Annotated in this window: 10 protein-coding genes; 2 read left to right on the forward strand and 8 right to left on the reverse strand. The window is 74.6% G+C overall.

The features are described from left to right. Nucleotides 1-22: 22 nt before the first annotated feature. Both ACFYZ3_RS05055 and ACFYZ3_RS05060 read right to left on the reverse strand, forming a co-directional pair. Complete coding sequence (locus ACFYZ3_RS05055) at nt 23-2,386, reverse strand: tetratricopeptide repeat protein (protein ID WP_388514087.1); 2,364 nt, start codon at nt 2,384-2,386, stop codon at nt 23-25. A gap of 49 nt (nt 2,387-2,435) precedes the next feature. After that, nucleotides 2,436-4,325, reverse strand: a complete 1,890-nt coding sequence (locus ACFYZ3_RS05060; RefSeq protein WP_388514089.1) for a trypsin-like serine protease — start codon at nt 4,323-4,325, stop codon at nt 2,436-2,438. A gap of 75 nt (nt 4,326-4,400) precedes the next feature. Here ACFYZ3_RS05060 and ACFYZ3_RS05065 point away from each other — a divergent pair, with 75 nt between their 5' ends. Beyond that, nucleotides 4,401-4,697, forward strand: a complete 297-nt coding sequence (locus ACFYZ3_RS05065; RefSeq protein ID WP_016325785.1) for a trypco2 family protein — start codon at nt 4,401-4,403, stop codon at nt 4,695-4,697. Between the two features lie 36 nt (nt 4,698-4,733). On the opposite strand, the gene ACFYZ3_RS05070 is transcribed toward ACFYZ3_RS05065, so the two are convergent. Then, the gene (locus tag ACFYZ3_RS05070) at nt 4,734-6,161 is read right to left on the reverse strand and encodes an RsmB/NOP family class I SAM-dependent RNA methyltransferase (RefSeq protein WP_388514090.1); all 1,428 of its coding nucleotides are present in this window, start codon (nt 6,159-6,161) and stop codon (nt 4,734-4,736) included. Between the two features lie 88 nt (nt 6,162-6,249). After that, nucleotides 6,250-7,182 carry a methionyl-tRNA formyltransferase gene (gene fmt, locus ACFYZ3_RS05075; protein WP_388514091.1) on the reverse strand — a complete coding sequence of 311 codons (933 nt, stop codon included), beginning with the start codon at nt 7,180-7,182 and terminating at the stop codon, nt 6,250-6,252. A 307-nt stretch (nt 7,183-7,489) separates the two neighbouring features. Here fmt and ACFYZ3_RS05080 point away from each other — a divergent pair, with 307 nt between their 5' ends. Continuing rightward, a complete protein-coding gene (locus ACFYZ3_RS05080) occupies nt 7,490-8,041 on the forward strand; it encodes a hypothetical protein (protein ID WP_388514092.1) in 552 nt (183 codons plus the stop codon). A 62-nt stretch (nt 8,042-8,103) separates the two neighbouring features. On the opposite strand, the gene ACFYZ3_RS05085 is transcribed toward ACFYZ3_RS05080, so the two are convergent. The 4 genes from ACFYZ3_RS05085 to rpoZ form a co-directional block, all read right to left on the reverse strand. Continuing rightward, nucleotides 8,104-10,254: a primosomal protein N' gene (locus ACFYZ3_RS05085; RefSeq protein WP_388514094.1), complete on the reverse strand. Its 2,151-nt coding sequence runs from the start codon at nt 10,252-10,254 to the stop codon at nt 8,104-8,106. A gap of 124 nt (nt 10,255-10,378) precedes the next feature. Further along, nucleotides 10,379-11,587, reverse strand: coding sequence for a methionine adenosyltransferase (metK, locus tag ACFYZ3_RS05090; protein ID WP_087810371.1), 1,209 nt, complete (start codon nt 11,585-11,587; stop codon nt 10,379-10,381). A 239-nt stretch (nt 11,588-11,826) separates the two neighbouring features. Then, the gene (coaBC, locus tag ACFYZ3_RS05095; protein ID WP_388514096.1) at nt 11,827-13,029 is read right to left on the reverse strand and encodes a bifunctional phosphopantothenoylcysteine decarboxylase/phosphopantothenate--cysteine ligase CoaBC; all 1,203 of its coding nucleotides are present in this window, start codon (nt 13,027-13,029) and stop codon (nt 11,827-11,829) included. Nucleotides 13,030-13,198: 169 nt separating this feature from the next. Further along, a complete protein-coding gene (gene rpoZ, locus ACFYZ3_RS05100; RefSeq protein WP_003977348.1) occupies nt 13,199-13,471 on the reverse strand; it encodes a DNA-directed RNA polymerase subunit omega in 273 nt (90 codons plus the stop codon). Between the last annotated feature and the right edge of the window lie 25 nt (nt 13,472-13,496).

Here is a 13,496-nt window from a genome sequence, read left to right on the forward strand (position 1 = left end):
ACGTGCTCTCGTGCCTTCGTGCTCACGCCGTACGCCGCCACCCTCGCACCAGTTCGCGCAGCCCGGCCGGTGCCGGGAGCACCGCGTACGCCGTGTCCAGCAGGTCGCCGCGCTCGCCGACGCTGCCCGCCTGGTCGGCGAGGCGCCTGAGCGACCCGGACAGCAGCGTGCGCAGCACCTCCTCGGTGTCCTGCGGGCCGAACAGCTCGCCGGCGGGGAAGCCCTTCCCCCAGCCGCCGGGCGGGCGGCAGACGAGCGCGTGCTCGCGCAGTTCGGTCACCAGCCGGTCCCAGGACCCGCTGCCGTCCAGGTGCAGCCCCGCCAGCCGTTCGGCGGCCTCGCGCAGTTCGGCGGCGAGCGGGGCGGGCCGCTCCGGCAGCCTGCCGGTCAGGATCCGCACCGCCGCGACGCGGGCGGCGTCGTAGTGCCGGGAGGTGGTCGGCACGCCGTCCAGGACGTCGACGGCCGGGCGGCGTCCGGCGCGGCGCAGCCGGACGCGGGCCAGTCCGAAGGCGGCGCTGCCCTGGGTGGGGTCGCGCCGCAGGACGGCCTCGTAGAACTCCTCGGCCTGCGCCTCACGGGCCCGCGTCCGGGCGGCGGCCTGTGCGTCGGCCGGTCCGGCTCCTCCCGCCGCGGATTCGCGGGGCCGCTCCGCGAGGTACTCGGCGCAGAAGCCCAGCGCCAGCTTGGGCGCCGCCTCGCCGGGCAGGGCCGCGTAGGTGGCGGCGAACTCGTCCTCCGCCTTGTCCACCGCGCCGCGCGTCAGGTGGACCAGTCCCCGGTGCCAGAAGATCCGCCAGTCGTAGTCGCCGCTCCACCCCTTGGCGCGGGCCACCCACTCCTCGGCCCGTGCGGCGTCCCCGGCGTCCAGATAGGCGCGGCACAGCCACAGCGCCGTCTCCACGGTCCGCAGCGCCGGGTCGCCCTCCGCCCGTTCGGCGATGCGGTCGGGGGTGTCCGCGGCGAGCCCGCCGAGCAGTACGGCCGCCGGGTCCGAGGCGTCGGGGAGCGGGACGGGCAGGGCCCGGGCCACCGCCCGGGGTTCGGGGGCGCCGTCCGGCAGCTCGGGTGTCCCGGTCGTGGGGCGCCGGGTCCACCACTGGAGCGCCGGGACGGTGCCGAGGGCGGCGCCGAAGACCGCCGCGGTGGGCTCGAAGCGGGTGGAGCGCTCGGGATACGGGTCGCGCCCGCCGAGGGCCTGGTCCTCGCGCAGCACCTCCCACAGCTGGCGGGACATCTCGGCCGCGGAACGGAACCGGGCGGCGGGCTCGGGATGGGTGGCGCGGCGGATCAGCGCCTCGAAGGAGCGGGCGGCCAGTCCGGCGGGCCGGGTGGCGCGTTCGGCGAGCACCTTGAGGGTCCGGCCGACGGTGTAGAGGTCGCTGTCGACGTCGAGTCCGCGCCGGTCGCGTTCGCGCTTCGGCGGGGCGTAGCCGTGGGTGTGGACGAGTCCGGAGGAGCGGTCGTCGATCCGGCGGATGGCGCCCAGGTCGATGACCTTGATCTCGCGGCCGTAGTGGATGACGTTCTCGGGCTTCATGTCGCAGTAGAGCAGGCCCCGGTCGTGCAGGTACTCCAGGGCGCCGAGGATCTTGCAGCCGTACGTGATGACGTGCCCGAACTCGAAGCCGCGGGCGCCGAACAGCCGCGCCAGGTCCTCCTCGGGGGCGAAGCGGATCCAGGACAGGGACCGGCCGCCGACGTACTCCATCACGATGTAGCCGGTCGGTTCGGCGTCGCCGGGCACCTGGTGCTGGACGTGGGTGACGATGCGGACGATGTCGCGGTGGTGCAGCGTGGTCAGCGAGCGGCGCTCCTCGACGGCCGCCCGGCGGGCCACGGCGTCGCCGGTGTTGATCAGGCCCTTGAGGACGACGTGCAGGCCGGGCACCCGGGTGTCCTCGGCGAGGTAGACCCAGCCGTGGCCGCCGACGGCGAGGTAGCCGAGCACCGTGTAGTGCCCGCCGACCCGGTCTCCGGGGCGCAGCTTCGGCCGGAACGAGTACTCCGTCCCGCACTCCGGGCAGAACCCGTGGTCGGGCGCGGGGCCGCCGTCGTAGGAGACCCCGATGGTGCCGGCGCAGTTGTCGACGCCGCAGCGCCGGCCGCCGGTGGGGGGCCGGGCGACGGTGTCGGCGGCCTCGGAGGGATCCGGGGAGGACAGGTGGGGCAGGACCAGCAGCCCGTCGCGGTCCAGCTCTCCGGCGGTCGGGGCCCCCGGGCTCTGCGCGGGCTGCGCCGGTGCGTCAGGCCCGGCCGGGCCGGTGTCGGGCGGGGTGGCGGAGGGTTCGGGTACGAGGGGCCGGCGGAAGCAGGTGTCGCAGAACCCGGTGACCATGATGTGGCCGCCCCGGCAGTCGGCTCTGGCGCATGCTCTTCCGCTCATGCCGGTGACTCCCCGTGCGGCCGTGGGTCGTGCCGGGCCGTTCTCGGTGTCATGGCGCATCCCCTCCGCCGTGGCCGTCCGGTGCTCCGTGGCTGTCCTTTGCTCCGTGGCTGTCCTTTGTTCCGTGACTGTCCCCACCGCCGTGGCCCTCCCGGGCGGGGTGGCCGTGCCGGGCCCCGTGGCCGTCCCGGGCGCCCGGTCCGTCGTGGCCGTCACCTCCGTCGTGGCCGTCGTGGCCGTCGTGGCCGTCGACGCGCCGGGTGTAGGCGTCCACCGCCGCTTCCGCCGCGCGTACGTCGCAGGGCCGTGCCCGAAGCAGGGTGTGGGCCCGGAGGTAGAGGCCGTCCACCGCCGGGTCCTCCTCGCCCCGCAGGGAGTGCTGATGCAGGACCTGGTAGCTCCGCAGGCGCCCGGCGAGTTCGTCGCGCCGGTCGCGGAGCCGGTCGAGTGCCGCGACACCCGCCGTCAGCCGGCCCCCGACCCGGTCGGCCAGCCGCTCGTACCGCGCGAGGTCCGGGCCGGGTCCGGGGTCCGCTTCCCCACGGCCGTCCCCGTCGGGGTCCGTTGCGCCCGCCGCGCGGAGCAGGTCGGCGAGGGCGGCGTGTGCGGCCACCAGGTCGGCGTCGAGGGGGCGCATACCCTGCGGCAGCACGGCGGCGAGGCGTTCGCGCAGGTCCTCGGCGAGCGGACCGGTGATCTCCCTCAGCCGCTCGACGAGCCGGGCACGCCGCCCCCGCGCGGGCCCGGTGACCAGTTGCTCGCGGGCACGGCGGTAGCAGTCCCCGGCGGTGCGCAGGACGAGCAGCAGGCGGCTGCCGTCGGCACGCAGCACGTCCAGCAGGTCCAGCACGCCGAGCGGATCGACGGCCTCGTCGACTCCGACGACGACCAGGTTGAGGATGGCCCTCGCGGCGCGGATACGGTCGAGCGGGGCTTCCTCCGGGTGCAGCGTCAGTCCCAGGCGTTCGGCGATCCGCTCGGCGATACCGGCCGAGGTCCGCCCCTGCGCGTAGACGGCGAGGTCGTGACCGCCGGCCGACGGAACGGTGCCCGGCGGGTCGAGGGAGGCCCGGTCGACGGAGACCGGTGTGCGCAACTCGCGGTCGGCGAGGGTGATGGCGCGGCGCAGAGTGGCCTCGCGCGCCGCGTCGCCGTGCCGGACGACGCTGATCTTGACCTGGCTGCCGTCGTCGCGCAGCCAGGCGGCGAGGCGCTGGGCGAACGGCCGGTCGAGCAGCTCCGGCAGTATGTCGTCGGCGGTGGACCGCAGTTGGGGGTCGACGGCGCTGGGACCCGTGGTGACGTCGTCGAGCCGGGGCAGGTGGCGCACGATGGTCTCGACCGGACTCATGAAGGAGAACCGGTTGCCGTGCCGGTCCTCCTGGCCGCTGAGCACCATGCCGATGACCTCGCCGGTGTCGCTGTCGGCGACGCCCGCGCCGCTGCACCCCGGGCTGGCCAGCTCACCGGGGCTGGCAGGGATCAGCTGGACCTGTCCGTCGCGTCCGCAGACCCCGACGGCGGTGGCGCGGAACCAGATGCCGCCGTTGTGCTCGTACGGGAAGCCGTACATCCGCACCTCACGGTTGGGTGCGGACAGCCGGTGCAGCCGAACCGTTTCCTCGACGGGGCGGGGCCGCTCCAGCCGCAGCAGCGCCACATCTCCGCTGGGGTCGCCGTCGGCGTCCAGCGTCTCGGGCACGTAGGCGTCGCGCTCCAGCCTGGCGGGGACCGCGGGCACGCCGTGGCCGGCCGCGCCGACGAACTCCGCGGTCATCACGTCCGCCGTCCGGTCCACCACATGGGCGCAGGTGAGCACCCAGTGCGGAGTCAGCAGAATGCCGGCTCCCGCGATCTCCCCGTCCGCGCCCCGGATCCGCACCGCCCAGCTCGGCGTCGTCATCGACGAGACGGCCGGGCCTCCCCCGCCAGCAGCCATATGCGAACTATACGGGCGTCTGCTCCTGTCGCATACTGCTGCGACAAGAGTGAACGGGCTTTGTACGGAGGCGATTTGACGAACGAACCGGGTTTCGTGGGACTGGCCGAGGTGATCGGCCGGATCCGGGGCGAACTGGAGGAGGCCCGCGCCGACGCGGAGGGCCGGGACCTCGGTTTCGCCGTGGAGAACGTGAGCCTGACCTTCACCGTGCAGGTCCACCGCGCGGGCAGCGGCCGGGGCGGCGTCCGGATCGGCGTGGTGACGGCCGAACTGGGCGGCTCCGTCGACCACCAGACCACGCATCAGGTCCAGGTGGACCTGAAACCGGAGCTGGCGGGCGGGGAGCGGGTGAAGGTGAGCAGACGCTAGGGGGTGTCGTTCACGAGGTCCGGCCGACGACGTCGTTCACGAGGTCCGGCGCACGAGCGCCAGGTACATGGCGTCCGTGCCGTGCACATGCGGCCACAGCTGGACGTCGGGCCCCTCGCCCAGGCCGGGGACGCCGGGCAGCAGCGGCCGGGCGTCGAGCAGCTCGGTGCCGGGGTGCTGCTTCAGGACGTCCGTGACGACGGCGCGGGTCTCGGCGAGATGCGGCGAGCAGGTCGCGTAGGCGACGACGCCCCCGACCCGTACGGCCTCCAGGGCGCTGCGCAGCAGCCCGCGCTGGAGCGGGGCGAAGCCGTCCAGGTCCTCGGGGCGGCGCCGCCAGCGCGCCTCGGGGCGGCGCCGCAGAGCGCCCAGGCCCGTGCACGGCACGTCGACCAGGACGCGGTCGAAGCTCCCGGGCCGCCACGCCGGGCGGGTCCCGTCGGCGGCGATCACCTGGTACGGGCCGGGATTTCCGTCCAGGGCCCTGGCCACGAGCCCGGCGCGGTGCGGCTGCTTCTCGGAGGCCAGCAGGAAGGCACCCCGCTCGGCGGCGAGCGCGGCGAGGAGCGCGGCCTTGCCCCCCGGGCCCGCGCACCCGTCCAGCCAGCGCCGGTCCGGTCCGTCCAGGGGCGCGTTGGCGAGGGCCAGGGCGACCAGCTGGCTGCCCTCGTCCTGCACGCCGGCGCGGCCCTCCCGCACGGCCTCGACGGCCCCGGGTTCGCCGCCCTCGCTCAGCCGCACCGCGTACGGCGACCAGCGCCCCGGTACGGCGGCCTCCTCGCCGAGCAGTTCCTCGCGGGTGGCCCGGCCCGGCCGCGCGACGAGGGTGACCTCGGGGCGTTCGTTGTCGGCGGCCAGCAGCTCCTCGATGCCCGCCCGGCCGCCGCCCAGCGAGTCCCACAGCGCCGAGACGACCCAGCGCGGGTGCGAGTGCACGACGGCCAGGTGGTCCTCGGGATCCTCGTCGTAGGGCGGGGCGACCCGCTCCAGCCAGCCGTCCAGGTCGTCCCGGGCGACCTTGCGCAGCACGGCGTTGACGAACTTGGCCCGTCCGTCCCCGAGCACGACCCGCGCCAGCTCCACGGAGGCGGAGACGGCGGCGTGGCTCGGGATGCGCGTCCCGAGCAGCTGGTGCACGCCCAGGCTGAGGACGTCGAGCACCGGCGGGTCGACCTCGCGCAGCGGCCGGTCCACGCAGTCCGCGATGATCGCGTCGTACGTCCCCTGCCGCCGCAGCGTCCCGTACACCAGCTCGGTCGCCAGGGCCGCGTCCCGGGCGTCGAACTTCTCGGGGCCCTCCTTCTCCCGCGCCTTGCGCAGCAGGGGCGGCAGGACGAGGTTGGCGTACGCGTCCCGCTCGTCCACCGCCCTGAGCGCCTCGAAGGCGAGCATGCGGACGGGGTCCTTCTGGGGCCTGCGGTACGGCTTGCCGGGTTTGCGGGGACGGCGGGGCTGCTCGCTCACGAAAAAGGTGCTCCGGGTGTGGGGTGAAGTGCGCTGACCAGCGTACGCCGGGCAGGTGAACGGTGAAGCGGAGACGCTGCGGCGCGGGTCAGTCGCCGACCCGCTCGCCCTCGGTGATCCGCGCCCCGCGCGCCCAGTCCGCGGCCCGCATCGGCTTCTTGCCCTGCGCCTGGACCCACAGCAGCTCGACGGCGTGCGAGCCGGTGCCGACGTACACGTTGTTCTTCCCGGCGGCGAGCTGCCCCGGAGCGAGGTCGCTCCGGTCGGGCAGCGGAACGGCCTGCACGAGCTTGAGCCGCTCGCCCCGGAAGGTGGTCCAGGCGCCGGGGGCAGGGGTGCAGCCGCGCACCACCCGGTCCACGCGCAGCGCCGGGGCGGTCCAGTCGACCCGGGCGTCCTCGACGGTGATCTTCGGTGCCAGGGTGACGCCCTCGCCCGGCTGCGGCACGGCCTCCAGGCTGCCGTCCTCGATGCCGTCCATGGTGGCCGCGAGCAGGCCGGCCCCGGCGAAGGCCAGCCGGGTCAGCAGGTCGCCGCTGGTGTCGGTGGGGCGGACGGTCTCGGTGACCGTCCCGTAGACGGGGCCGGAGTCCAGGCCCTCCTCGATCAGGAAGGTGGACGCGCCGGTGATCTCGTCGCCCGCCATCAGCGCGTGCTGCACGGGGGCGGCGCCGCGCCAGGCGGGCAGCAGCGAGAAGTGCAGGTTGACCCAGCCGCGGGCGGGCACGTCCAGGGCGACGCGGGGCAGCAGGGCGCCGTAGGCGACGACGGGGCAGCAGTCGGGTGCGATCTCGCGCAGCCGCTCCAGGAAGTCGGGGTCGCGCGGCTTCGCGGGCTTGAGCACCTCGATGCCCGCCTCCTCCGCCCGCTCGGCCACGGGAGAGGCGACCAGCCGGCGCCCCCGCCCGGCCGGAGCGTCGGGCCGCGTGACGACGGCGGCCACCTCGTGCCGCCCGGAGGCGATCAGGGCGTCCAGGGCGGGAACGGCGACCTCAGGGGTACCGGCGAAGACGAGCTTCATGGGTGGGACGGGCCTCTCGGGCGGGGGCTGTTGCGGGCGACGCCCCAGTCTACGAGCCGTCGAACGAGGGAAAGCCGCCGACGGCGCGGCACCGTCACGGGAGAGCTCAGCCTCTCGACCGACGGCGAACGGGTGGTGCGCGGGTGGGAGACCCCCCGAGGCCGAAGGCCGAGGGGGCGCACGAACAAACCCCCACGCCCCCACCCCGTGACCAACCCCGCACCCGCACGTTGGTCAAGAAAGAGTTGACACACCGGGCCGCCCGCGCGGCCCGATTCCTTTCAACGCCGGTTCGAGAGGCTTGTTCATGGCCGACCACGCAACCCACGACGCCCAGGCTCGGGCCAGCCTGCACTTGCTGGTGCGGGACATCGAGCGGGTCCGCCGGCAGGTGGACGCACTGCGCACCCTCACCGCCCAGTTGGGCAACGTCTACCGCCCGCGCCGCTCCGGCCCCTCCACGGGCTTCGTCGTCTACGGACGCGCCCCCGCCCCGACCGTCCGTCTCGCCCAGGAGCTGCGGGACAGCGTCGAGACCCTGGTCACGGCCGCCGTCGACTTCGACCGTTCGCTCGGCTTCTCGTGGGACGCGGTGGGCTCCGCCCTCGGCGTCACCAAGCAGGCGGTGCACCGGCGCTACGGCTCCCGACGCGCCGCCGCCCAGACGGTGTCCGCCGCCGAGGCCACCGAGCACACCCAGGAGCCGACGGGTACGCACCCGGTCAACGTGGGCTCGGGTCTCCCTCCGGTGCCCACGGTCCCGGCAGCCCGCTCCATGCCGACCCAGCCGACGTCCGGCAGCCCGTCCCTGCGCGACGAGGTCCGTCCGACCGCCTTCCCCGGCCCGCGCAACGGCTGATCGGCACCGGCCCCGCCCTCCCTGCACCCCCGGGAGGGCGGGGCCGCGGCGTGTCCCACGCCTCACCCGATGTCGGGCGGATCGATCCGCACCCACACCGCCGTTTCGCTCCCCCGGGCCGTCCGTGCCGCCTGGGCGGCCTTCAGCGCACCGGCCAGCGCCGCCCCGCGCCCCGGCGGGACCCGGACCAGCGCACGCTCCCAGTGCTCCCCGGGCGGCGGCCCCCCGACCCGCCGCGGCCGCCCCGCCGGCGTGACCGGCAGCGGCACCGGGCCGAGCACCTCCGCCTCCCGGGGCAGTTCGACCGCGTCGAGGAAGCCGGTCACGGCCTCCGGCGGCCCCGCCACGGCCGCCATCCGCGACACCGGCGGAAAGCCCAGCTCGGCCCGTTCCGCCAGCTCTCGCAGCGCGTGTCCGGCCGGGTCCCAGCGCACCAGCGCCTGCACCGGCCGCAGCGTCGGCTCGGCGACCGCGACGACGGTGCCCCCGGCACTCTGCGGGCGTACCAGGGCGGCGGCGGCCAGCCAACGCCGCAGCGCGTCCTCTCCGGCACGCAGATCGGGACGGCCGAGCATCGCCCAGCCGTCGAGCAGCAGCGCCGCCGCGTAGCCGCCCTCCGCCACGGGTTCGGCCCCCGGGGTGCTCACCACCAGCGCCGGGGTCTCGGGCACGGTGTCCAGCACGTGCTCCCGCCCGGAGGTGCGCACGGGCACGGCCGGGAAGGCCCGCCCCAGCTCCTCCGCGGTGCGCCGGGCACCCACGATCTGCGCCCGCAACCGGAACGCCCCGCACTCCGGGCAGTGCCAGGCGTTCTCCTCACGCCCGCACCAGCCGCACCGCAGGGCGGATCCGGACTCCTGCCCCTCCAGGGGCCCCGAACAGTGCCGGCACCGCGCGGGGGTCCGGCACGCCGCGCAGGCCATCCGGGGTACGTAACCCCGCCGGGGCACCTGCACGAGTACCGGTCCGTGCCGCAGCCCGTCCCGGACGGCCTGCCAGGCCAGGGTGGGCAGCCGCGCGGCGCGGGCGGCCTCGTCCCGGGCCAGGTCCTGGTCCCCCACGGTCCGCACCAGCGGCACGGCGGCCCGTACCTGCTCCCGCGCGGCGATCAGCGGCCGGGCCCAGCCGGTCTCCACGAGCTGGGCCGCCTCCACGGTGCAGCTCCAGCCGCCCAGCAGGAAGGCGCACCGGTCCTGGGCGGCGCGCAGCAGCAGCACCTCGCGCGCGTGCGGCTGCGGGGCGTGCGGCTCGCTGTGGCTGTCGTCGCCGTCGTCCCACAGGGCGACCAGGCCGAGGTCCCGAACCGGCGCGAACATGGCGGCCCTGGTCCCGATCACGGCCCGTACGGCCCCCCGGCGCACCGCGAGCCACTGCGCGTACCGCTTCTCGGGACCGGCGTCGGCGGTGAGCACCGCGTGCCGTCCCTCGCCCAGGAGCGCGGTGAGCGCGGCGTCGGCGCGGGCCACCGCCCGCCCGTCCGGGAGGACCACGAGGGCGCCCCGGCCGGAGGCCAGCGTCGCCGCGACGGCCCGCGCCAGCTCGTCCGTCCACTGCGGGCCGGGCAGCGCGTTCCACACCGCCCGGGGCGAGCCGCCGGACGCGAGGGCGGCCACGAACGGGGCCCCCTGCTCGTATCGCGCCCACGACCCCGGCTCGGGGACCGGTGGTGCGGGCAGCGGCTGCGGCGAGGTCCGCTTCTCGGCGCGCGCGTTGCGCGGTGGTACGGCGAGCTGGAGGACGTCGGCGACGCTGCCCGCGTACCGGTCCGCGACCGCCCGGACGAGGCCGAGCAGCTCTTCGTCGAGGATCCGCTCGGGCGAGACGACCTGGGCCAGCGCGGCCAGCGGCCCGGCGTAGTCGGACTCCGCCCGCCGCTCGACGAGGTAGCCGTCGATGAGCCCGCCGCCCTCGCGCCGACCGTCCCGCACCCGGTGCCGTCCGGCGCCGAAGCGCACCCGCACCCGCACGCCCGGCTGGGCCTCGGCGTCCAGCTCCTCGGGTACGGCGTAGTCGAAGTACCGGTCGAGGTGCAGCACGCCCTTGTCGACGAGGACCCTGGCGACCGGCAGCTCCTTGGCGAGCGCGGCCCCGCGCCAGGTGCGCGGCTTGGCCCTCGGCGTCGCCGTCCTGCGCACCGTCTCCCGGATGAGCGCGAGCTGCTCGGGCGGCGCGTCCCGCGCGCCGTCCTGCTCCGGTCCGTTCTCGCTGCTCACGCCTGCATTCTCGCAAAGGCCACTGACAACACCGCCCGGGCCGGAACATGTGGCGAGGCCCGGCGCCCCCTCGGGGAGCGCCGGGCCTCGTCACGTGCCCTGGGGCGCGGTGCGCCCCGGATCCCTACAGGCCCGCGGCCTCGCGCAGCGCGTCCACGCGGTCGGTGCGCTCCCACGTGAAGTCGGGCAGCTCACGGCCGAAGTGACCGTACGCCGCGGTCTGGGCGTAGATCGGGCGCAGCAGGTCGAGATCGCGGATGATGGCGGCCGGGCGCAGGTCGAAGACCTCGTCGATCGCCTTCTCGATCTTCTCGGTGTCGACCTTGGCGGTGCCGAAGGTCTCCACGAACAGACCGACCGGCTCGGCCTTGCCGATGGCGTAGGCGACCTGGACCTCGCAGCGCGCGGCGAGACCCGCGGCCACGACGTTCTTGGCGACCCAGCGCATCGCGTACGCCGCGGAGCGGTCCACCTTCGACGGGTCCTTGCCGGAGAAGGCGCCGCCGCCGTGCCGGGCCATGCCGCCGTAGGTGTCGATGATGATCTTGCGGCCGGTCAGACCGGCGTCGCCCATCGGGCCGCCGATCTCGAAGCGGCCGGTCGGGTTGACCAGGAGGCGGTAGTTCTCCGTGTCGATCTTGATGCCGTCCTCGAGGAGCGCCTTCAGCTCCGGCTCGACGACGAACTCCTTGATGTCCGGGGCCAGCAACGACTCCAGGTCGATGTCGCTCGCGTGCTGGGAGGAGACGACGACCGTGTCCAGCCGGACGGCCTTGTCGCCGTCGTACTCGATGGTGACCTGGGTCTTGCCGTCCGGACGCAGGTAGGGGATCGTGCCGTTCTTGCGGACCTCGGACAGGCGCTTGGACAGGCGGTGCGCCAGGAAGACCGGCAGCGGCATCAGCGTCGGCGTCTCGTCGGACGCGTAGCCGAACATCAGGCCCTGGTCGCCGGCGCCCTGCCGGTCCAGCTCGTCCTCGTCACCCTCGACTCGGTTCTCGTAGGCCGTGTCCACGCCCTGGGCGATGTCCGGGGACTGGGCGCCGATGGAGACCGAGACGCCGCAGGAGGCGCCGTCGAAGCCCTTCTTGGAGGAGTCGTAGCCGATCTCCAGGATCTTGCCGCGGACCAGGTTGGCGATGTCCGCGTAGGCCTTGGTCGTGACCTCGCCGGCCACGTGCACCAGGCCGGTGGTGATCAGGGTTTCGACGGCGACCCGGGAGGTCGGGTCCTCGCGCAGAAGCGCGTCGAGAATCGTGTCGCTGATCTGGTCAGCGATCTTGTCGGGGTGACCTTCGGTCACGGACTCCGAGGTGAACAGGCGACGGGACACAACGCTCCCTGGGGTTGCAGCGGCTGCTGGCTGATCATTGGTGGACGGCACGGGGAGCTGCACCCGGCGACGTCCGAGAACAGTTTATCGGTCGCACTTCGCCGCGGGCCCACCTGTCTCAGCTCTCGGGAGGGCTGTGACCTGCGGCACGGGCATTCTGCCCAGAAGGAAGCGTCCTTGGCCAGGGGCGCCACGCTCGAATGCGTCGTCTTCGCGGCTCCTTCGAGCAAATGGGTCATTCATTCCAGCCGCCGGGCGACGAGGTCCCAGACCGTGTCGGCCAGGGCCTCCTTGGGGCCGTGGGCGACCGGTGTCTCGCTGCCGTCGGCGCCCAGGACCACCGCCTCGTTCTCCTCGGAGCCGAAGGTCTTGCGCTCCCCCACCTCGTTCACCACGAGGAGGTCGCAGCCCTTGCGCTTCAGCTTGGCCCGGCCGTTGGCCAGCACGTCGTCGGTCTCGGCCGCGAAGCCGACGACCACCTGTCCGGAGCGGACCCGGGTCGTGGAGATCTCCGCGAGGATGTCCGGATTACGCACCAGGGTGATCGGCGCGGGCTCCTGGTCGTCCTTCTTCTTGATCTTCCCGGCGGCGTACGTCGCGGGCCGGAAGTCCGCCACCGCCGCGGCCATGACGACGGCGTCGGCGTCGGCCGCGGCGCGCAGCATCGCCTCGCGCAGCTCCACCGCCGTGCCGACCGGCACCACGTCCACGCCGGCCGGGTCCGGCATCGAGGCGTTCGCCGCGACGAGCGTGACGCGGGCGCCGCGGGCGGCCGCGGTACGGGCGAGGGCGTAGCCCTGCTTGCCGGAGGAGCGGTTGCCGAGGAAGCGGACCGGGTCGAGGGGCTCACGGGTGCCGCCCGCGCTGACCACGACGTGGCGTCCGGCGAGGTCGGGCTCGCGCACACCGCGGGCCAGCACCCGGCGGCAGACCTCGAAGATCTCGCCCGGGTCGGGCAGCCGGCCCTTGCCGGTGTCGACGCCGGTGAGGCGGCCGACGGCGGGCTCGATCACCACGGCGCCGCGGCGGCGCAGCGTCGCCACGTTCTCCTGGGTGGCCGGGTGCTCCCACATCTCGGTGTGCATCGCGGGCGCGAAGACGACCGGGCAGCGGGCGGTGAGCAGGGTGTTGGTGAGCAGGTCGTCGGCCAGTCCATGGGCGGCCTTGGCGAGCATGTCGGCGGTGGCCGGGGCGACGACGACCAGGTCGGCGTGCTGGCCGATGCGCACGTGCGGGACCTCGTGGACGTCGTCCCAGACCTCGGTCGACACGGGGTTGCCGGACAGGGCGGACCAGGTGGCGGCGCCGACGAAGTGCAGCGCGGAGGCGGTGGGGACGACCCGGACCTCGTGCCCGGACTCGGTGAGTCTGCGCAGCAGCTCACAGGCCTTGTACGCGGCGATGCCGCCGCTGACCCCCAGAACGACCTTGGGCTTGTCCACCGTCTCTCCCCGGCTCGGATTACGCGCTCGGACCACGCCCCCGTGCGGACTGCGCGCCGTGCGGACTGCGTGTACGACCCATCACACACCACAGGCCCGACAGTCGGGCTGCCGGGCCTGTGGATAAGTCAGCGTAAGGCTGAAGATACTACCGCCGATGTCGCCGGTGTTACTGCGCCGGACCCTCGATGGCCTCGGAGGTCAGCAGCCCCGCGTTGATCTCGCGCAGGGCGATCGAGAGCGGCTTCTCGTGGACGTGGGTGTCGACGAGCGGACCGACGTACTCGAGGAGGCCCTCGCCGAGCTGCGAGTAGTACGCGTTGATCTGGCGGGCCCGCTTGGCCGCGTAGATCACGAGGCTGTACTTCGAGTCCGTGGCCTCGAGGAGCTCGTCGATCGGCGGGTTGATGATGCCCTCGGGCGCGGAGATGGAAGAGGACACGCTCTACCTTCCGATGGATGGGAAA

It is taken from the genome of Streptomyces sp. NPDC001599, assembly GCF_042893535.1.
In the GTDB taxonomy this organism is placed as follows: domain Bacteria; phylum Actinomycetota; class Actinomycetes; order Streptomycetales; family Streptomycetaceae; genus Streptomyces.

Coding starts and splice junctions, on each gene's coding strand:
- ACFYZ3_RS05055 (WP_388514087.1), bottom strand. CDS start 2,386: ATGAGCGGAAGAGCATGCGCCAGAGCCGACTGCCGGGGCGGCCACATC.
- ACFYZ3_RS05060 (WP_388514089.1), bottom strand. CDS start 4,325: ATGGCTGCTGGCGGGGGAGGCCCGGCCGTCTCGTCGATGACGACGCCG.
- ACFYZ3_RS05080 (WP_388514092.1), top strand. CDS start 7,490: ATGGCCGACCACGCAACCCACGACGCCCAGGCTCGGGCCAGCCTGCAC.
- fmt (WP_388514091.1), bottom strand. CDS start 7,182: ATGAAGCTCGTCTTCGCCGGTACCCCTGAGGTCGCCGTTCCCGCCCTG.